Genomic DNA, 21,464 nt, shown 5'->3' with positions numbered 1-21,464 from the left:
CTTAAACACTACCTAAAACAAAAATTATTATCAATCAACAAATTTTTTAAAATTATGAGACTATTTCTACTTTTTTCACTAATGCTTCTGGGCATGTTTTCGTCGGCCGCGTTGATCGGGCAAACGGCAACTGTGCACGTACAAGATGATGCAGCTACCGCTATAGTAGGTGCTTCTGTAACGCTAAACACAACAATCGTTCTTACTGACGATAGCGGAGATGCCATTTTTGCCGGATTAGCCGACGGAGATTACGCGTATACTGTTACTGCAGATTGTTATGTGGCTGGTGCTGGTGTTATAACTATTGCTGGTGCTGATAATTCAGATACCGTAATATTGTCATTAAGTACCTCCAATGATTTGTTCATCAATTTAGTTCCTCCGGGTGGGTTTGGTTTCCCTCCATCAGGCGTGACCGTGCGTCTCTACAATGATGATCTGTCTTATGACGAAACACTGGTTACCGGTGGGTTTACTGTTTTTTCAAATGTCCCTTACGGCACCTATAACTACACGCTTTCTCAGGATTGTAAAGAAACTGTTGAAGGTACGACTACTGTTGAGTGTACGCCGGGTGATATTGACGCCCTGGTTGCTGAGTTTGGCGTGAATCAAACAACCAATGATTTGTTCATCAATTTAGTTCCTCCAGGTGGGTTTGGTTTCCCTCCAACGGGCGTAACCGTGCGTCTCTACAATGATGATCTGTCTTATGACGAAACACTGGTTACCGGTGGGTTTACTGTTTTTTCAAATGTGCCTTACGGCACCTATAACTACACGCTTTCTCAGGATTGTAAAGAAACTGTTGAAGGTACAACTACTGTTGAGTGTACCCCGGGTGATATTGACGCCCTGGTTGCTGAATTTGGCGTGAATCAAACAACCAATGATTTGTTCATCAATTTAGTTCCTCCAGGTGGGTTTGGTTTCCCTCCATCAGGCGTAACCGTGCGTCTATACAATGATGATCTGTCTTATGACGAAACACTGGTTACCGGTGGGTTTACTGTTTTTTCAAATGTGCCTTACGGCACCTATAACTACACGCTTTCCCAGGATTGTAAAGAAACTGTTGAAGGTACGACTACTGTTGAGTGTACGCCGGGTGATATTGACGCCCTGGTTGCTGAATTTGGCGTGAATCAAACAACCAATGATTTGTTCATCAATTTAGTTCCTCCAGGTGGGTTTGGTTTCCCTCCATCAGGCGTAACCGTGCGTCTCTACAATGATGATCTGTCTTATGACGAAACACTGGTTACCGGTGGGTTTACTGTTTTTTCAAATGTCCCTTACGGCACCTATAACTACACGCTTTCTCAGGATTGTAAAGAAACTGTTGAAGGTACAACTACTGTTGAGTGTACCCCGGGTGATATTGACGCCCTGGTTGCTGAGTTTGGCGTGAATCAAACAACCAATGATTTGTTCATCAATTTAGTTCCTCCAGGTGGGTTTGGTTTCCCTCCATCAGGCGTAACCGTGCGTCTCTACAATGATGATCTGTCTTATGACGAAACACTGGTTACCGGTGGGTTTACTGTTTTTTCAAATGTCCCTTACGGCACCTATAACTACACGCTTTCTCAGGATTGTAAAGAAACTGTTGAAGGTACGACTACTGTTGAGTGTACGCCGGGTGATATTGACGCCCTGGTTGCTGAGTTTGGCGTGAATCAAACAACCAATGATTTGTTCATCAATTTAGTTCCTCCGGGTGGGTTTGGTTTCCCTCCATCAGGCGTAACCGTGCGTCTCTACAATGATGATCTGTCTTATGATGAAACACTGGTTACCGGTGGGTTTACTGTTTTTTCAAATGTGCCTTACGGTACTTACAACTATACCCTTTCTCAGGATTGTAAAGAAACTGTTGAAGGTACGACTACTGTCGAATGTACCCCGGGTGATATTGACGCCCTGGTTGCTGAGTTTGGCGTGAATCAAACAACCAATGATTTGTTCATCAATTTAGTTCCTCCAGGTGGGTTTGGTTTCCCTCCAACGGGCGTAACCGTGCGTCTCTACAATGATGATCTGTCTTATGACGAAACACTGGTTACCGGTGGGTTTACTGTTTTTTCAAATGTCCCTTACGGCACCTATAACTACACGCTTTCTCAGGATTGTAAAGAAACTGTTGAAGGTACAACTACTGTTGAGTGTACCCCGGGTGATATTGACGCCCTGGTTGCTGAGTTTGGCGTGAATCAAACAACCAATGATTTGTTCATCAATTTAGTTCCTCCAGGTGGGTTTGGTTTCCCTCCAACGGGCGTAACCGTGCGTCTCTACAATGATGATCTGTCTTATGACGAAACACTGGTTACCGGTGGGTTTACTGTTTTTTCAAATGTGCCTTACGGCACCTATAACTACACGCTTTCTCAGGATTGTAAAGAAACTGTTGAAGGTACAACTACTGTTGAGTGTACCCCGGGTGATATTGACGCCCTGGTTGCTGAATTTGGCGTGAATCAAACAACCAATGATTTGTTCATCAATTTAGTTCCTCCAGGTGGGTTTGGTTTCCCTCCATCAGGCGTAACCGTGCGTCTATACAATGATGATCTGTCTTATGACGAAACACTGGTTACCGGTGGGTTTACTGTTTTTTCAAATGTGCCTTACGGCACCTATAACTACACGCTTTCCCAGGATTGTAAAGAAACTGTTGAAGGTACGACTACTGTTGAGTGTACGCCGGGTGATATTGACGCCCTGGTTGCTGAATTTGGCGTGAATCAAACAACCAATGATTTGTTCATCAATTTAGTTCCTCCAGGTGGGTTTGGTTTCCCTCCATCAGGCGTAACCGTGCGTCTCTACAATGATGATCTGTCTTATGACGAAACACTGGTTACCGGTGGGTTTACTGTTTTTTCAAATGTCCCTTACGGCACCTATAACTACACGCTTTCTCAGGATTGTAAAGAAACTGTTGAAGGTACAACTACTGTTGAGTGTGCCCCGGGTGATATTGACGCCCTGGTTGCTGAGTTTGGCGTGAATCAAACAACCAATGATTTGTTCATCAATTTAGTTCCTCCGGGTGGGTTTGGTTTCCCTCCATCAGGCGTAACCGTGCGTCTCTACAATGATGATCTGTCTTATGACGAAACACTGGTTACCGGTGGGTTTACTGTTTTTTCAAATGTCCCTTACGGCACCTATAACTACACGCTTTCTCAGGATTGTAAAGAAACTGTTGAAGGTACGACTACTGTTGAGTGTACGCCGGGTGATATTGACGCCCTGGTTGCTGAATTTGGCGTGAATCAAACAACCAATGATTTGTTCATCAATTTAGTTCCTCCGGGTGGGTTTGGTTTCCCTCCATCAGGCGTAACCGTGCGTCTATACAATGATGATCTGTCTTATGACGAAACACTGGTTACCGGTGGGTTTACTGTTTTTTCAAATGTGCCTTACGGCACCTATAACTACACGCTTTCTCAGGATTGTAAAGAAACTGTTGAAGGTACGACTACTGTTGAGTGTACGCCGGGTGATATTGACGCCCTGGTTGCTGAATTTGGCGTGAATCAAACAACCAATGATTTGTTCATCAATTTAGTTCCTCCGGGTGGGTTTGGTTTCCCTCCATCAGGCGTAACCGTGCGTCTATACAATGATGATCTGTCTTATGACGAAACACTGGTTACCGGTGGGTTTACTGTTTTTTCAAATGTGCCTTACGGCACCTATAACTACACGCTTTCTCAGGATTGTAAAGAAACTGTTGAAGGTACGACTACTGTTGAGTGTACGCCGGGTGATATTGACGCCCTGGTTGCTGAATTTGGCGTGAATCAAACAACCAATGATTTGTTCATCAATTTAGTTCCTCCGGGTGGGTTTGGTTTCCCTCCATCAGGCGTAACCGTGCGTCTCTACAATGATGATCTGTCTTATGACGAAACACTGGTTACCGGTGGGTTTACTGTTTTTTCAAATGTCCCTTACGGCACCTATAACTACACGCTTTCTCAGGATTGTAAAGAAACTGTTGAAGGTACGACTACTGTTGAGTGTACGCCGGGTGACATTGACGCCCTGGTTGCTGAGTTTGGCGTGAATCAAACGACCAATGGCTTAGTATTCCAGGTATTGCCTATAGGTGGTTTTGATATTGCTATTAACAATGCATCTATTCGTGTATGGAATGATGATTTAACGGTTGACCAAACGATTACTTCAAGTGATTACAACTTGTTCCCAGACCTTCCTTTTGGTACTTATAACTATTCCGTTACCAAAGACTGTTACGAAACGGTTACCGGAACGACTACGGTTGATTGTGCAATAGATGTTGATGGCAACCCTGAATATAACAGTCAGGTGGTAGAAATGACTCTTATTACTACTCCAATGACTATCAATAGTTTAGTATTTTACGTATTGCCTCCGGGTGGTTTTGGTATTCCTATTAATGGTGCAACTATCCGTGTATGGAATGATGATTTAACGGTTGATCAAACAATTACCTCAAGTGGTTATAACCTGTTTGCTGACCTTCCTTATGGTATTTACAACTATTCCGTTTCTAAAGACTGTTACGCAATAGTTACAGGTATTACGATTGTAGAATGTGCTGAAGATGTTGATGGAAACCCTGATTTCGTCAGTCAAGTCGTAGAATTGGCTCCTAATACAACCAACAATGTATTCTTCTTTGTCGGTAATTTCTTCCAGGAACCTGATTGTACCATTACCGTTACCAATACAGAAACTTTCGAGCAGACATCTATCACTGGACTAGACATCCTGGGTAGTTATGTTGTAGAAAACTTGCCTTATGGCACGTATAATTATACCGTAAGCAAAGATTGTTTTGTAAGCCAAACCGGTCAGGTCGTGGTCGATTGCCAGCCTAATGATGGCGAAGGTAACCAATTGGGTAATATCGTTGCCTTAGGGGATATGGTACCGAATACAACCAACAATGTTTTCTTCTTTGTCGGTAATTTCTTCCAGGAACCTGATTGTACCATTACCGTTACCAATACAGAAACTTTCGAGCAGACATCTATCACAGGACTAGATATCCTGGGGAGTTATGTTGTAGAGAACTTGCCTTATGGTACCTACAATTATACGGTGAGCAAAGATTGTTTCGTTAGCCAAACCGGCCAGGTCGTGGTCGATTGCCAGCCTAATGATGGCGAAGGTAACCAATTGGGTAATATCGTTGCCTTAGGGGATATGGTGCCTAATACAACCAACAATGTTTTCTTCTTTGTCGGTAATTTCTTCCAGGAACCTGATTGTACCATTACCGTTACCAATACAGAAACTTTCGAGCAAACTTCTATCACAGAACAAAATATCCTCGGTGATTACATTGTGGAGAACCTGCCTTATGGTACTTATAACTATACGGTGAGCAAAGATTGTTTCGTTAGCCAAACCGGTCAGGTCGTGGTCGATTGCCAGCCTAATGATGGCGAAGGTAACCAACTGGGTAATGCCGTTTTCTTAGGGGATATGGTGCCGAATACAACCAACAATGTTTTCTTCTTTGTCGGTAATTTCTTCCAGGAACCTGATTGTACCATTACCGTTACCAATACAGAAACTTTCGAGCAAACTTCTATCACAGGACAAAATATCCTCGGTGATTACATTGTGGAGAACCTGCCTTATGGTACTTATAACTATACGGTGAGCAAAGATTGTTTCGTTAGCCAAACCGGACAGGTCGTCGTCGATTGCCAGCCTAATGATGGAGAAGGCAACCAACTGGGAAATGCCGTTTTCTTGGGTGATATGGTGCCTAATACTACCAACAATGTTTTCTTTTTTGTCGGTAATTTCTTCAATGAACCGGATTGTACCATTACCGTTACCAATACCGAAACTTTCGAACAAACTTCTATCACAGGACTAGATATCCTCGGTAGTTATGTTGTTGAAAACTTGCCGTATGGTACGTATAATTATACCGTAAGTAAAGATTGTTTTGTAAGTCAAACCGGACAGGTCGTCGTCGATTGCCAGCCTAATGACAATCAGGGAAATCCACAAGGCAATGTCGTTGCCCTCGGAGATATGGTACCTAATACAACCAACAATGTTTTCTTCTTTGTCGGTAATTTCTTCAATGAACCGGATTGTACCATTACCGTTACCAATACAGAAACTTTCGAGCAGACTTCTATCACAGGACTAGATATCCTCGGTAGTTATGTTGTTGAAAACTTGCCGTATGGTACGTATAATTATACCGTAAGTAAAGATTGTTTTGTAAGTCAAACCGGACAGGTCGTCGTCGATTGCCAGCCTAATGACAATCAGGGAAATCCACAAGGCAATGTCGTTGCCCTCGGAGATATGGTACCTAATACAACCAACAATGTTTTCTTCTTTGTCGGTAATTTCTTCAATGAACCTGATTGTACCATTACCGTTACCAATACAGAAACTTTCGAGCAAACTTCTATCACAGGACTAGATATCCTCGGTAGTTATGTTGTTGAGAACTTGCCTTATGGTACGTATAATTATACCGTGAGCAAAGATTGTTTCGTTAGCCAAACCGGTCAGGTGGTTGTCGATTGCCAGCCTAATGATGGCGAAGGTAACCAATTGGGTAATATCGTTGCCTTAGGAGATATGGTGCCTATTGCCATTGACAATTCAGTTACACAAGTGGATGGAACCTTAACGGCAAATGCAACCGGGTTGACCTACCAATGGACTTTGTGTGATGGAACAGAAATCTCCGGAGAGACCAATGCCTCTTTTACTCCAACAGTAACCGGAGATTATGCAGTAGTCGTTACGGATGGTAATTGTTCTTCTACTTCTGAATGCATTACCGTAATGGTTAATGGAACAACTTCTTTAAATGCTGTCGATTTATCCTTTTATCCAAATCCGGTTCAGGATGAGTTAACAATCGATTTCGAGAAAACGGTAAGCGATGTTAAGGTACGTGTATTTAACATTAATGGACAGCTGATGTTTACACAAGATTTTCCGGAAACGGAGTTGATTAGACTGGATATGTCAACACTAATTCCCGGAACTTATATGCTTGACTTAACCGTTAAGGGAGAAAGTTTAAAAACTTCCATTATAAAAATGTAAATGATGTAAATCAGGTATTTATTTTGAAAATTGCCGATTGCCGGCGGTGCTGAACAAAGCGTTCAGCGGATGAATGAATAACTGATTAGAAAAAGGATTTATAAATAATAAGGAGAAAGTCTCATAAGGGATTCGAAGGACCCGGGTTTTACCGCCCAGGTTCTTCTTCCCGAGTGATTCAACTATGTTGATTCACCATGCAGACTTTCCCTTTTTTTTATGGTTTATGGAAGCGATTTACGTTGTATTACTTCCTCTAAATTTTCCAGCAACCAGTCTTTATTCAACATGGGTGCTTTCGTCTCCAGTAATTCTACCTTCAATTTTAATAAATGTTCGTGAAAATTCTTTTTTGAATAGGCCTCTTTTGAATTTAGCAGTTGGATAAACTTTCGGGTATATTTTACAAAATTCTGATTAATATTGATTCGGGAAGGTGAAATCTTTTTATTCCTAATGAGAAAAAGCCTGTAGCTTTCTAAAAAAGACAAGAGTAAATCGTATTCTTTTAACTCGTAAAAAATTTTAATCTGCATAGATTTTGCATTGATCAGGTAAAATGCATTTTTATAATTCAACTTACTTAGCAGCACTAATGCTTCCTGGTAATTTTGTTGATTATAATAATAAAAGGCCATGCAAAAATTGTATGTATTTTTCCTGAATTCTACATTCAAATTGCCCCGGTGAGCATCCATAAACCACTTTGTCCAATCAAATTCTTTCAACCTACAGGCCAAGGTGACAATGTTTTTGAAGTCCATATCCCGGATTTCATTATTTTCAAGGTGTAATCCGTCTTTTATCATGGCCTGATATAACCTGAAAGTTCCCCTTGAAAAATTTTTCTCGTCAACATTTAATAACTGTATTCCATTATTGATAGCATACCGATAGATCAATGTCAAATCCTCAGTATTGATTTGCGAACGATTTTTTTCTATAAATTCTACCAATTCAAAAAAACGATTATGTTGATCCGGCTCCAAAAAAGTGTATAATACCCGATAGTAGATATTGATAGTCGGAATTTCTCCAAAAAAAGACCACCTTTCTTTGATATAGGGCAATAATAGATTTAAAATACCTAAATCGTACTTGTAATTAAATATCATCATGCGATTTAGCATATCACACCCGTTTTTCAATTTATTTAGAATAAACCCGATTTCCAAAGCTTCTTCCATCTTTTCAAAATAAACAGGCGTGTGTTTTCTTCCGCGCATTATAATACTCTGGTCTATAAACCGCTCCAACTGAAATACCCGTTCAAAGTAATCCTGATCTTTTATCCGAATGCTTTCCAGTTCGTCCCTTTCTTTTTTGGAATTATCCTCAAATAACTTCCACATCCACCTGTTTAAAGTCCCTTTTAAAACGAAATCACTTTTCCCATTACTTTGAGAATATTCTAATTGCCCCAGAAATTCTTTTAACAATTCCATCAAATTGAACATCAGGTTATTTATTTTAAACTCCTGATATTTATCGGAAAATATTAGCGCGTAAACTTCTTGTTTGGTAATCCTGGCCCATCGATCCTTATTTTCTCTTAATATTTCAAAAAGCTTCTTCGTATCTTCATGTTTATTGAAAAACGGTGAATCAACAAATTCACCAAAACGCCGCATTTCATTGGTGGTAAGGGCACTGAGATGGGTAATCAATTTGCTATTTTCCATAAACACACAATTTTGATCTAATAATTCGACATTAAAATTGCAACTAATCTATTAATAATCAATATTAAACACATTATATATATTTTTTAAAGCCAAAAAATAATCAAAAATAGTACTTCTAAATGGTCAATATACGCTTCAATTTTGTGTCTGGATCAAAACAAAACGAAAAAGCACATTATTTTCACAGCACCAAGCGCTGCTATTTTTGGCCGCGCAGTAATTAAAAAATTATGCAAAAATCATTTACACTTATCATTTTACTCCTGTTTGCTGCCAGGTTGGTTACAGGTCAGGCAGGAATGCTTGATCCGTCCTTTGCAGATGGCGGAATTTTTAACGTAGACCTTAATGGAGGCCATGATGTGCCCCAGGGAATTGCCCTCCAGGAAGATGGCAAAATGCTGGTCATTTTATCAGAAGATTATCCTGATGTGCCCAATTTTGACATTGCCATCGTGCGGCTCAACATTGATGGAACCATTGATAGTACCTTCGCAGACAATGGGACATACCATTATTCAAATCCGGTAGCCACTGACCTGGCTTATCATATACAGGTACTGGATGACGGAAAAATATTAGGCGCGGGGGCTCATGGAACCAGTGCGGCCAATCCGGATTTATTATTGATAAAACTTAATGCAGATGGCTCTCCGGACACGTCATTTGGCACAAATGGCATTTCCATTACTCCTGTTGATACCAGCGAGGATTATATTCGAAGTTTTGTGATCAATGAAGAAGGCAAGATTATAGCAGGCGGTTACAGCTATTTCCCGGGGTTTGTTTATACCCGAAACATAGTTTGCCGGTTTAACGCCAACGGATCATTGGATTCTACTTTTGCAGAAAACGGAATTTTCCTTTGGAATGATAATCAAACTTCTAATCACATTCATGACATCGCCTTCGCTGAAGATGGTGGCATTCTGGCTTGTGGAAGGAGTGCACCCGCTGGTGCAGACCGTATTTCTTTATACAAAATACTGGAAGACGGCAGTGCATTCGACTCAACTTTCGCCACGAATGGTGAAATGCTGGCCCCGCTGGCAGGGTCTGCTGACGGCATGATTGTTCACTCCAACGGAAACATCCTCATTACCGGAAGTGCATCAACAACCAATGGTACCAATCTTGTTGTATTGGCTTTTGACCAGGACGGTGTTCCCGTTTCCGATTTTGGAATAGATGGCGTCTTTTATCTTCACATCAATGATTTCAACAGTGCTAAATCCTTAATAGAGCAGGTAGATGGTAAGATAATGGTTGCCGGAAGTAGTGGCAATTCGATTTTTACCGGCGGCACTCCCGGTGCACTCTTATCGACAAGATTGGATGAAAATGGCGTAATCGATACTTCCTGGGGAGAAGAGGGTTATGTATTAACACCCATACCCGAAACATATGGAGCCGTGGCCAATGACATCGTCATTCAGTCTGATGGCAAAGTGGTGCTAATCGGGCAACATGCTGCCAATGGAGGCAATGATATGTTAGTCGTCAGGTATGGCAATTTTATCGACCAGGATGAAGATGGTTATGGCATTGATGTGGATTGCAATGATCTTGAATTTGCCATAAACCCCGGGGCAGAAGAAATTCCCAATAATGACATTGATGAGGACTGTGACGGCATAGCCCAAATTATTGATTTAGATATGGATGGTTACGATTCTGATAAGGATTGCGATGATATGAATGCAGCTGTAAACCCGGGAGCTGAAGAAATCCCCTACAATGGCCTTGATGACGACTGCGATAGCAGCACTCCAGACGATGACCTCGATGGAGACGGATTCATTTTGGCAGACGATTGTGATGATACCAATGCGTATATAAATCCTGATGCTGAGGAGATTCCTAATAATGAAATTGATGAAAATTGTGACGGCATGGACCTGATGGTGGGGATCAATGAAACGGAATTGGCCCGACAATTTATGGTTTATCCAAATCCAACATCCGGTAAAGTTTTCATTGAATACGATGTTAATTCAATTCAGCCGGAGTTAATCCAAATTACAGATTACTCAGGTAAAATACTCATGACGACCACTGAAATTCAAAACAGTATTAATCTCGAACTTTTTCCTTCCGGGATGTTAATAATTATAATACATACTAATGAAGGCGTGGCTGCCAAACGGATTTTGAAAAAATAATCAAAAACAGTACTTGTTAACTGCTGGTATACCGTAAAAAATTATTTTCAACTTTAAAGCACATTGTTTTCACAGCACCGTGCTCTGCTGCTTTTGGCAGAGCAGTAATTAAGCAATTTTGAAAAAATCATTTACACTTGTTATTTTATTCTTTCTTGCTACCCGACTACTTATAGCTCAGGCAGGAATCCTCGACCCTTCCTTTGCTGATGGCGGTATTTTCAACGTAGATCTCAATGGACAACATGATATCCCCACGGGAATTGCCCTTCAGGTAGATGGGAAAATGGTGGTCATTTTATCAGAAGATTATCCTGATGTGCCCAACTTAGACATTGCTATCGTACGGCTCAATACTGATGGAACTATTGATAGTACCTTCGCAGATAATGGGACGTACCATTATTCAAATCCGGCAGGCTATGATCTGGCTTATCACATTGAGGTATTGGATGACGGGAAAATATTAGGAGCTGGAGGGCATGGTAACGGTGGTTCTGATACAGATTTATTATTGATAAAACTCAATCCGGATGGTTCACCTGATACCTCATTTGGTACAGATGGTATCTCCATTTACGCGGTGAATACTGGTGAGGACTATATTCGCAGTTTTGTCATCAATGAGCAAGGTCAGATTTTGGCAGGGGGGCACAGTTCCTTCCCATGGTTTAATAGCCGAAATTTAGTTGCCAGATTCAACTCCAATGGATCACTGGATTCTACTTTTGCAGAAAACGGCATTTTTCTCTGGAATGATAATGAATCCTCTGATGAAATACATGACATCGCTTTTGCGGAAGATGGAGGAATTCTTGCTTGTGGAAAAAGTGTACCTTTCGGAGCAGACCGTATATCCTTATACAAAATACTGGAAGACGGCAGTGCATTCGACTCAACTTTCGCCACAAATGGTGAAATGCTGGCTCCGCTGGCTGGTGCTGCTGACGGCATGATTGTTCACTCCAACGGAACCATTTTACTTGCAGGAAGAGCTTTTGTTTCCAATGGATCAAATCTTGTTGTATTGGCCTATGATCAGGACGGCGCTGCTGTAGCTGATTTTGGAATAGAGGGCGTCTATTACCTTAATGTGTATGATTACACCAGGGCGACTTGCCTAATTGAGCAGGTAGATGGAAAGATAATAGCTGCCGGAAGTAGCGGGGGATCAATTTTTACAAACGGCATTCCTGCTGCACTCTTATCAGTAAGATTGGACGAAAATGGGGTGATCGATACTTCCTGGGGAGAAGAAGGCTACGTACTCACACCAATACCTGAAACACTTGGAGCATTAGCCAATGATATCGTCATTCAATCTGATGGCAAAGTTGTGCTTGCCGGGCAACAGGGAGCTGATGGAGCTGGTGAAGGTGATAATATGGTAGTTGCCAGGTACGGCAACTTTATTGACCAGGATGAAGACGGGTACGGTCTTGATGTAGATTGTAATGACCTCGAATTTGCCATAAACCCCGGGGCAGAAGAAATTCCCAATAATGACATTGATGAAGATTGCGACGGCATCGCCCAAATTATTGATTTAGATATGGACGGGTACGATTCTGATAAGGATTGCGATGATATGAATGCAGCTGTAAACCCGGGAGCTGAAGAAATCCCCTACAATGGCCTTGATGACGACTGCGATAGCAGCACTCCTGACGATGACCTGGATGGAGACGGATTCATTTTGGCAGACGACTGTGATGATACCAATGCGTATATAAATCCTGATGCTGAGGAGATTCCAAATAATGAAATAGATGAAGATTGCGACGGCATGGACCTGATGGTTGGCGTTAACGAAACCGCTTTATCACAACAGTTTGTTGTTTATCCCAATCCTGCCGGCCAACAGCTGACGATCCAATACGACGGAACTTCCATTAGAACAGAAAAAATTCAGATCATAGACCCTTCAGGGAAAATACTTAAAACCCTGGAAAAATCTGATTTTGGAAACCTGATCCGGATCGATATGGCCAATATGCCCGCCGGCCTGTTGATTTTGACCCTCCAGACCAATGAAGGAATAGCCGTAAAAAAAATACACAAACAATAATATAAAAACCACTACGAGCATGAACTGTCCTGAAATTTATCAGGGGTAATATGTCTCCTTTCAAAAACGAACTGCCTGGATATTTATCCGGGCAGTTTTTTTTTATTCCACCGGCAACCGTATCTTTCCCAATCCTCCAGGTAATCCAAATAAGAAGTGTGGTAAGCTCCTACCAGATATGGCCTTCGGATGTTCAAAAATCTCTTGGCCACTTAACTAAAATAAAGCCTCACCAATCTTCAAATTCCTAACTATTTTTCTAAATTTGTCAGACGCTAAAAATCTTAATCCCTGACTCTTCTTTTCATCGGGACTCCTTTTTTTTAACTCTGTTAATCGAACCGTCAAGCACAAAATATCATGAAAAAACAATCAAACAATCGTCGGGAATTCGTAAAAAAAAGCATAGCCTTTGCGGCCGGGATATCCATAATCCCCCGACATGTATTGGGTGGCCCCAACTTTATAGCCCCCAGTGATCAACTCACCAAAGCAGTGATAGGCGTTGGAGGCATGGGCCAGGTTCACCTGGGATACGAAGGAGCGAAGTTGCTTGCCGTTTGTGATGCCGATGCCAATCACCTGGCGGATACGCTTAAAAAAGTGGATAAAGACGTTAAAGGATATCGTGACTTTCGTGAGGTGCTGCAAAGGCCGGATATAGACATCATCCATATTGCCACCCCACCCCACTGGCACGGAATCATGTCGGTAATGGCTGCAGAAGCCGGAAAGGATGTATGGTGTGAAAAGCCGATGACAAGAACCATCGGCGAAGGAAAAAAGGTGGTGGAAGCCATGAAGGTCCATGGAAAAATGTTTAGACTGAATACCTGGTTCAGGTTTACGGACAACTTCTATGGAATGGGGACTCCGGTAATTAACCTCAAAAAGGTGGTCGATAGCGGGGCACTGGGATGGCCGTTAAAAGTTACCATAAGTGGCATCACCGGCTTCAACTGGAAATTCTATTGGGTAGGAAAGACAAATTTACCGCCTCAGCCCGTGCCAGAAAATTTGGATTATAATATGTGGTTAGGACCGGCCCCTGAAAAACCCTACCACGTTCATCGTACTCATTCAACATTCAGAGGGTACTGGGATTATGATGGCGGCGGGCTCGGAGATATGGGGCAGCACTATATCGACCCTGTACAATACTTCCTCGGAAAAGACCATACGAGTCCAATAAAAGTTGAAATCGATGCGCCTCAGCAACATTATGATGCCATAGGGACCTGGAGAAAAATTGTTTTCACCTATGCGGACGGTTGCCAGATCATCCTGGACGGGGAGAATAAAGATAAAGGGGCTGCCTATATCGAAGGGCCTGACGGGAAAATTTATAATGGTTTTAAATCTACCCTTCCTGATGTAAAAGGATTGATCGATAGTTTGCCTGACCCGGCCGAACAGATCACCAATTTTTCAGAATCGGTCAGAACACGTCAGAAATTTGCTCTCAATGAAGAAAACGGCCACCGCTCGGCCACTATAGTCAACATGGGAGTGATAGCCCTTCGCCTGGGCAGGACTTTGGAATTCGATCCTGTAAAACAGGAATTCATCAACGATGAGGAAGCGAACAGGTTGATCAATCAACCCATGAGACATTCATGGGCGTATTGATTCCTTTAAGAAGGAACGGCCGATAAGGAATATAATCCGTTGGCCATTAACAACAGGCATCCAGCCTGTTTTTGTTAAAAAAACAAACCATCATAAAATGAACAAATCAATTATAACTTTCATAAGTTTCCTTTTGATCTTTAGCATAGGCCAGAAAGTAACAGCTCAAACAAACAGAACACTTGAAACCCGGGTAGCAGATATCCTGGCTCAGATGCCCACCAACGACCTTGACCATGCTGATAAATTAATGGAAGAAATCATGGCAATGAAAACCGAAGGGATTCTTCAGTTTTGCAATATGCTGGTTCCGGCCGGAACAGGAGATGATACCCGGGTAAGGTACGCCCTTGAAAGTCTGGCCATTTACATTGGAGGCCGGCAGGCAAAAATTGATGAAAATATAGTAGAAAACACCTTCCTGGCGGCCATTGAAAAGGCTGCTGACCCCGAGGTGAAGACATTTTTGATGGAACGACTGATTCATTGCGGAAGCAATGCCAGTGTTCCACTGTTAGAGCAATACCTTTCCCACGAGCGTTTGTACAATCCCGCATTAGCTGCCTTAACCGCTATCGGGACGCCAAAAGCTGCCCATGCCATAATGATGGCAACCAGGAACGCGGACGTAAAAAGGCAACCTGCCTTCATCAGTGCCTTGGGGCAATTGCGGTACTTCCCGGCCATCAGTTTATTAAACCAATTGGCAAAAGATAAAACACCGGATGTACAACGGGAATCTCTGAAAGCCCTGGCCGAAATTGCCGCTCAGGAATCCGGCAATCTTCTACTGGCTGCTGCCAAAAAATCCGGATTTATCCTTGACGAATCACAGTCCATTCTTGCCTATATCCACTATGGAAAAAGACTCGCCGAAAACGGAAAAACAGATCTGAGTACTGCAGTAGGCAATACTTTATTGAAAAATTGTACCGCCAAAAACCAACTGCACTTTCGAACGGCGGCCATTCAGATGCTTCGGGCAAATGAAGGCTCTGCTTTTACCGAAATATTAATCAAAGAAGCCCAACATAAAGATAACACTTACCGGGGAGCCGTTTTAGCACTTGCCGCTCAAAACCTGACAAGCGATGAAGTCTCGAAATGGGTAAAAGCATATCCAAATGTTTCGGTTCAAGCAAAACCGCAATGGCTCAGGATGTTGGCGCCCAGAAATGAACCGGGTGTTTTCGAAAACTGCATCAAACCAGCCACCCGTAATACTGATGAAGAAATTAAAATAGCCGGGATCAAGGCCCTGGCTTTCCAGGAAAAATCAAAAGCATTACCGGTGTTGATCGAGTCTCTCAGAAATGCCGTTTCTGCTAAAGAATATCTGGCGATAAAAGAGACATTACTAATAATCTGTGATGCACAGGATATTGAAACACTGGCCGGAAGTTTAAAGGAAATGAATGATGATGGCAAAGCGGTACTGGTAGAATTGCTGGCTGCCCGAAGAGCGATAACACATTTTAATACAATCGCTTCATTGATAAACACCGATAACAAAGCATTAAAAACAGCGGTTTATGCTGCTTTACCATCCATCTCAACGGCTGACAACCTGGTTAAGCTTTTCGATTTGCTTCATATAGTCCAGAATGATCCTTACATCAGTGACGTACAAAAGGCAATCATCCATGTCTTAGAGAATGCCGAAGGAGATCACTCTACACTCGTTTTTGAAACCTACCAAAACAGTCCGGCAAAAGAAAAAATGCTGCCGGTTTTATCAACCATTAACAGTACTGAATCTCTTAGACTGATCACAGCCATGTTAAACTCGGGCAATGAAAGAGAGCAATTGCTGGCGCTCGACGGATTGGCCAAATGGAAAAATAATGATGCCCTGCCGTATTTATTTGAAAAGGCAAGTGCCGCCCCTGAAGGGGAGTTAAGGTCAAAAGCTTTCGGGTATTATTTAACCCAAATTGCTCATGCTGACACTCCGGAGGATCAGAAGTTATTATTGATCAAAAAGTTAATGCCTTTTTGTAAAAATATTGAAGAACAAAAGCAAATACTCCAAAGCGCCGGAAACGTCAAAACATTCTTATCCATGATTTTTGTATCGGAATATTTTGACAATAAATCGCTGGCAGAAACAGCCTCCAGGGCCGCCATAAAAATCGCGCTTCCTGACCCGGGGCAAAAAATAGCGTTTAGCGGTGACCTGGTCAGAAATATTATCACCACTAGTATGGGTAATCTTTCTGGTCCCGGCAGTGAATACGATAAAATTGATGTGCAGGCTTTTTTAGACAAGTTACCTGAAGACAAAGGTTTTGTTTCCATATTCAATGGCACCGACTTATCCGGCTGGCAGGGGCTCGTTGAAAACCCGATAGCCCGGGCAAAAATGACCCCAGAGGAATTAGCCCAAAAACAGGCAGCAGCCAATGAGCAATTGCGCAAAGACTGGAGGGTGGAAAACGGCACCATCCGGTTTGTCGGAGAAGGATACAAAAACCTTTGCTCCATAAAAAAATATGCAGATTTTGAAATGTTCGTCGACTGGAAAATAGGCAAAGGCGGCGACAGCGGCATTTATTTGAGAGGAACGCCCCAGGTACAAATTTGGGATACTGCACGCGTAGAGGTGGGCGCGCAAGTCGGTTCCGGAGGATTGTACAACAATCAAATAAACCAAAGCATTCCGCTAAAAGTAGCCGATAACCCAATTGACGACTGGAATACTTTCCATATCAAAATGGTTGGAGAACGGGTGACTGTTTACCTTAATGGAGAACTGGTGGTGAATAACGTTATCCTGGAAAATTACTGGGACAAAACGCTGCCAATCTTCCCCAAAGAAGCCATTGAACTACAGGCTCATGGTGAAAATGTTCAATTCAAAAATATCTTCGTTCGGGAAATTATGTCAGGCGATGATCTCTTGAGTGAAGAAGAAAGAGCCGCCGGATTCAAATCGCTTTTCAACGGAAGGGATTTGGATCATTGGATCGGCAACAAAGACGATTATGTGGTGGAAAATAATGAAATTTCAGTCCAGCCAAAACAAGGAGGTCATGGAAATCTTTATACCGCTGAAGAATACTCAGACTTCATTTTCAGATTCGAATTTAAACTGACGCCCGGCGCCAATAACGGATTGGGAATCCATGCTCCCCTTGATGGGGATGCGGCCTTTGTTGGTAAGGAATTGCAAATATTGGACAATACGGCTGCTATTTATGCTAACCTGGAACCTTACCAGTACCACGGTTCTGTATATGGCGTCATTCCCGCAAAAAGAGGGTTCCTAAAACCTGTCGGCGAATGGAATTATGAAGAAGTTATCGTTAAGGGGGATGATATAAAAATCATTCTCAATGGAACAGTCATTGTCGACGGCAATGTTAAGGAGGCTTCCAAAAATGGCCCCATGGACGGACGTGACCACCCTGGATTAAACCGACACAAGGGTCATATCGGCTTCCTTGGACACGGGTCGGAATTGCGATTTAGAAATATCAGGATTAAATCATAAAATCTCCCTTAATGGAACACAGATCAAACGAATTTAACTGGTCAACACTGATTTTTTATTCATCCGTTCTTATCCGCTATATCCGTCTAATCAGCGTTCTATACTATCCTTGGAACACGGATCAAACGGTTTCAACTGGTTTTGACGGATTTTTTCATCCGTTCTTATCCGTTATATCCGTCCAATCAGCGTTCTATACTATCCTTGGAACACGGATCAAACGGATTCAACTGGTTTTGACGGATTTTTTTTCATCCGTTCTTATCCGCTATATCCGTCTAATCAGCGTTCTATCCAATGGAACACAGATCAAACGAATTTAACTGGTCAACACTGATTTTTTTTCATCCGTTCTTATCCGCTATATCCGTCTAATCAGCGTTCTATACTATCCATGGAACACGGATCAAACGGATTTAACTGGTTAACACTGATTTTTTTCATCCGTTCTTATCCGCTATATCCGTCTAATCAGCGTTCTATCCAATGGAACACAGATCAAACGAATTTAACTGGTCAACACTGATTTTTTATTCATCCGTTCTTATCCGCTATATCCGTCTAATCAGCGTTCTATACTATCCTTGGAACACGGATCGAACGGATTCAACTGGTTTTGACGGATTTTTTCATCCGTTCTTATCCGCTATATCCGTCCAATCAGCGTTCTATACTATCCTTGGAACACGGATCAAACGGATTCAACTGGTTTTGACGGATTTTTTTTCGTCCGTTCTTATCCGCTATATCCGTCCAATCAGCGTTCTATACTATCCTTGGAACACAGATCAAACGGATTTAACTGGTTAACACTGATTTTTTTTCATCCGTTCTTATCCGCTATATCCGTCTAATCAGCGTTCTATCCAATGGAACACAGATCAAACGGATTTAACTGGTTTTGACGGATTTTTTCATCTGTTCTTATCCGTTATATCCGTCCAATCAGCGTTCTATACTATCCTTGGAACACGGATCAAACGGATTCAACTGGTTTTAACGGTTTTTTTATTTTAAAAGCCAGGCTTTCATGACAACTTAATCATCCGCAGGAAATAAAACGTCCCTTTCAATTTAACCTTCAAAATATACATGCCGGGAACAAGACCGGTAAGGCTTTGGGAAGGCCGTAGGGGCAGACTTTCGATATATTGACCTGAAAGACTAAGCAAATCTATTTCCTGAATTTCGTGAAAATCAGCACACTGTATTTCAAAATCAGCAAAAAAGGGATTGGGAGAAATGACAAAAGATTTCTTTATATCTAAATTACTTACATCATCAATAACACCATCACATCCGAAATGAATCCCTGAACCAAACTCCGGATCAGGATTAAAGTAAAAGGCTCCATTAATAAGATATTCTCCGTTAATTGAAAAACACATCAAATCTACAGAATAGTCCAATGACTCTAAACCAGTACTTACGGTCAAAAAATGGTTAATAACTCCGATTCCCTCAACCCATTGAGCATTGTTAAAGTTAATCTGTTTTCTGTATTCATCTGGTAGTACCAAAACTGAATCAACCCATTGAACAAAAATACTGTCTCCCGAATCACTCAAACATTCTTTTTCTATTGAAAAACTATCCCCCGCTTCAAGACTGAAGTCATATAATAAAAACTCTTCTGTTGAATCTTTTTGTAAAAAAAATACCTGATCTTCCTCTGACCTGATAAAATCATAGACAATTTGAGAAGTGGTCCATCCCCAACAATCCGAATGGGTAATCTTTTTATAATGTTGTTCATTGATTATTGTATCCCCAAACATTTCAAATGTATGAAAATTGGGAATCGTCCAGGGATCAAAACTATGCACATACGTCCAGGAAGCGGAATCCTGAGGAAAAGAAAATTCCTGACCAACAATTGGGAAAGATGAAAGGAACAGTAAACATGTAAGTAAAATATTTTTCATTGGTATTTGTTTTCAATCGAATAAAAGAAAGTATTCAATTAACTGTCTTTGTGAGTCTATAAATCATTGACAATCAATAACAATCCCGATAATTTTATCGAGGATGTCGCGATGCTCCATTTGAACTTTGAACCTGAAACTTTAAACAGTCCCGAATAAAAATAAGGAATACTATCCAAAAGAAAAACAACATCAAAACACCATGCAAGATATCTTACAAAAAAATCCGTCCTCACCCGTTCAATCCGTCTCATCCGCGTTCTATTCCCCCCAAAAAAAATGCTTACCGAAATCAACAGATCCCGGTAAGCAAACACATAATCAATTTATAAAATTCAGAAAATTACATTCTTATGATCGTGTAATTTCCAGCCAAAAAAGGTCAGGTGATTTCAAATTTTTATTCCATACAAATTAGTCTTCAACCAGAAACCAGTAACAAGTAACCAGCAAAGATGACACCTTTTCCTCCACAGGTAGCCAGCCCGGCGAAGATGTCACCTCAAGCAACCAGCAACCAGCAACCAGCAAGCCCCTAATCACAATCCACACAAACCAGCCCTTCGTCCTCCATGACCCAAACATTCCCGTCACTGGCCCAAACAGAGTTTTCAGTATCCTTCTTTTGAATTTCTCCCTGGTGACGCGCTACGTCTCTGTGAATCCTGATGAATTTACCTTCAGGAATGAGTAAGGTTACATTAACCTCCTGCACTCTGAATTTTTCGGCTTTGGTCACCTCAAGAAATGCGGGCAGGAACAAATGGCTGCCTTCAATGCGATAGTCAAATTCGATATTTTCTGCAAGCTCCTGGGCAAGTTGGGTACTGATCCCACGAGCTTCATTGACCTGTATGAATTCAAATTCCGATCCTTCCGCACGTTTAATGGAAACAGCTATATTATCAAAGACGAATTCGTTTTCAGTAAGTTTCACATGATCGTCATCAATACCAAACAGCGTATCATAATCCTTTGAAAACATACTCACCTCAAGGGTGTCCGATGTAATATCAAGTGGGGTATTCACTTTGGTAACCGCTCCATCAAACTCAAATTCCTTCCCCACCAAAGCGGCAGACAAAAAGAATCCCGCAATATTGATCCCCCAGAAAATGCCCAGAGCCGTTCTCCATCCCTTACTCAGCCGGGTCTGAAAAAACATTCGCAAAATCCCCAAAACAATAGAAAAAAGTGGGATTCCGATAATCATGAATAAATTAAAAGCACCGAGGTAGGAGAAAAAAGCTCTTCCGGGCAAAACAAAATCGAGGAAAGGAGACCCGTAGAACATGGCTGCAAGCAGCGCGAACCACGAAACAGCAAGACCGACGATAATTACAATCCCAATCGTTTTAATAACAGCCGGAAGCACCTTTCGGAGCACTAAAACAATAGTGAGCA

The 21,464-nt window shown here is 41.8% G+C and carries 8 protein-coding genes; 5 read left to right on the top strand and 3 right to left on the bottom strand.

Annotation, left to right across the window (positions count from 1 at the left end; all coding sequences use genetic code 11):
• Positions 1-54: 54 nt before the first annotated feature.
• Positions 55-7,098: a T9SS type A sorting domain-containing protein gene (locus tag H6571_17115; protein MCB9325462.1), complete on the top strand. Its 7,044-nt coding sequence runs from the start codon at positions 55-57 to the stop codon at positions 7,096-7,098.
• 224 nt (positions 7,099-7,322) lie between these two features.
• Here the strand turns inward: H6571_17115 and H6571_17110 are convergent, their stop codons facing one another.
• On the bottom strand, positions 7,323-8,780 hold the full coding sequence (locus H6571_17110; protein MCB9325461.1) for a hypothetical protein: 1,458 nt from the start codon (positions 8,778-8,780) through the stop codon (positions 7,323-7,325).
• 233 nt (positions 8,781-9,013) lie between these two features.
• Here H6571_17110 and H6571_17105 point away from each other — a divergent pair, with 233 nt between their 5' ends.
• The 4 genes from H6571_17105 (at position 9,014) to H6571_17090 (ending at position 18,135) form a co-directional block, all read left to right on the top strand.
• A complete protein-coding gene (locus H6571_17105) occupies positions 9,014-10,945 on the top strand; it encodes a T9SS type A sorting domain-containing protein (protein ID MCB9325460.1) in 1,932 nt (643 codons plus the stop codon).
• A gap of 118 nt (positions 10,946-11,063) precedes the next feature.
• The gene (locus tag H6571_17100) at positions 11,064-13,013 is read left to right on the top strand and encodes a T9SS type A sorting domain-containing protein (protein ID MCB9325459.1); all 1,950 of its coding nucleotides are present in this window, start codon (positions 11,064-11,066) and stop codon (positions 13,011-13,013) included.
• A gap of 360 nt (positions 13,014-13,373) precedes the next feature.
• Complete coding sequence (locus tag H6571_17095; GenBank protein ID MCB9325458.1) at positions 13,374-14,642, top strand: Gfo/Idh/MocA family oxidoreductase; 1,269 nt, start codon at positions 13,374-13,376, stop codon at positions 14,640-14,642.
• A 97-nt stretch (positions 14,643-14,739) separates the two neighbouring features.
• On the top strand, positions 14,740-18,135 hold the full coding sequence (locus tag H6571_17090; GenBank protein ID MCB9325457.1) for a DUF1080 domain-containing protein: 3,396 nt from the start codon (positions 14,740-14,742) through the stop codon (positions 18,133-18,135).
• A 1,028-nt stretch (positions 18,136-19,163) separates the two neighbouring features.
• On the opposite strand, the gene H6571_17085 is transcribed toward H6571_17090, so the two are convergent.
• Positions 19,164-20,060 carry a T9SS type A sorting domain-containing protein gene (locus H6571_17085; GenBank protein MCB9325456.1) on the bottom strand — a complete coding sequence of 299 codons (897 nt, stop codon included), beginning with the start codon at positions 20,058-20,060 and terminating at the stop codon, positions 19,164-19,166.
• A gap of 535 nt (positions 20,061-20,595) precedes the next feature.
• Entirely contained in the window at positions 20,596-21,447 is an 852-nt protein-coding gene (locus tag H6571_17080; GenBank protein MCB9325455.1) for a hypothetical protein, read from the bottom strand.
• Positions 21,448-21,464: the final 17 nt, after the last annotated feature.

It is taken from the genome of Lewinellaceae bacterium (genome assembly GCA_020636105.1).
GTDB lineage: Bacteria > Bacteroidota > Bacteroidia > Chitinophagales > Saprospiraceae > BCD1.
The sequence above is the reverse complement of the archived record's forward strand: the minus strand, read 5'-3'. Positions and strand labels throughout refer to the sequence as shown.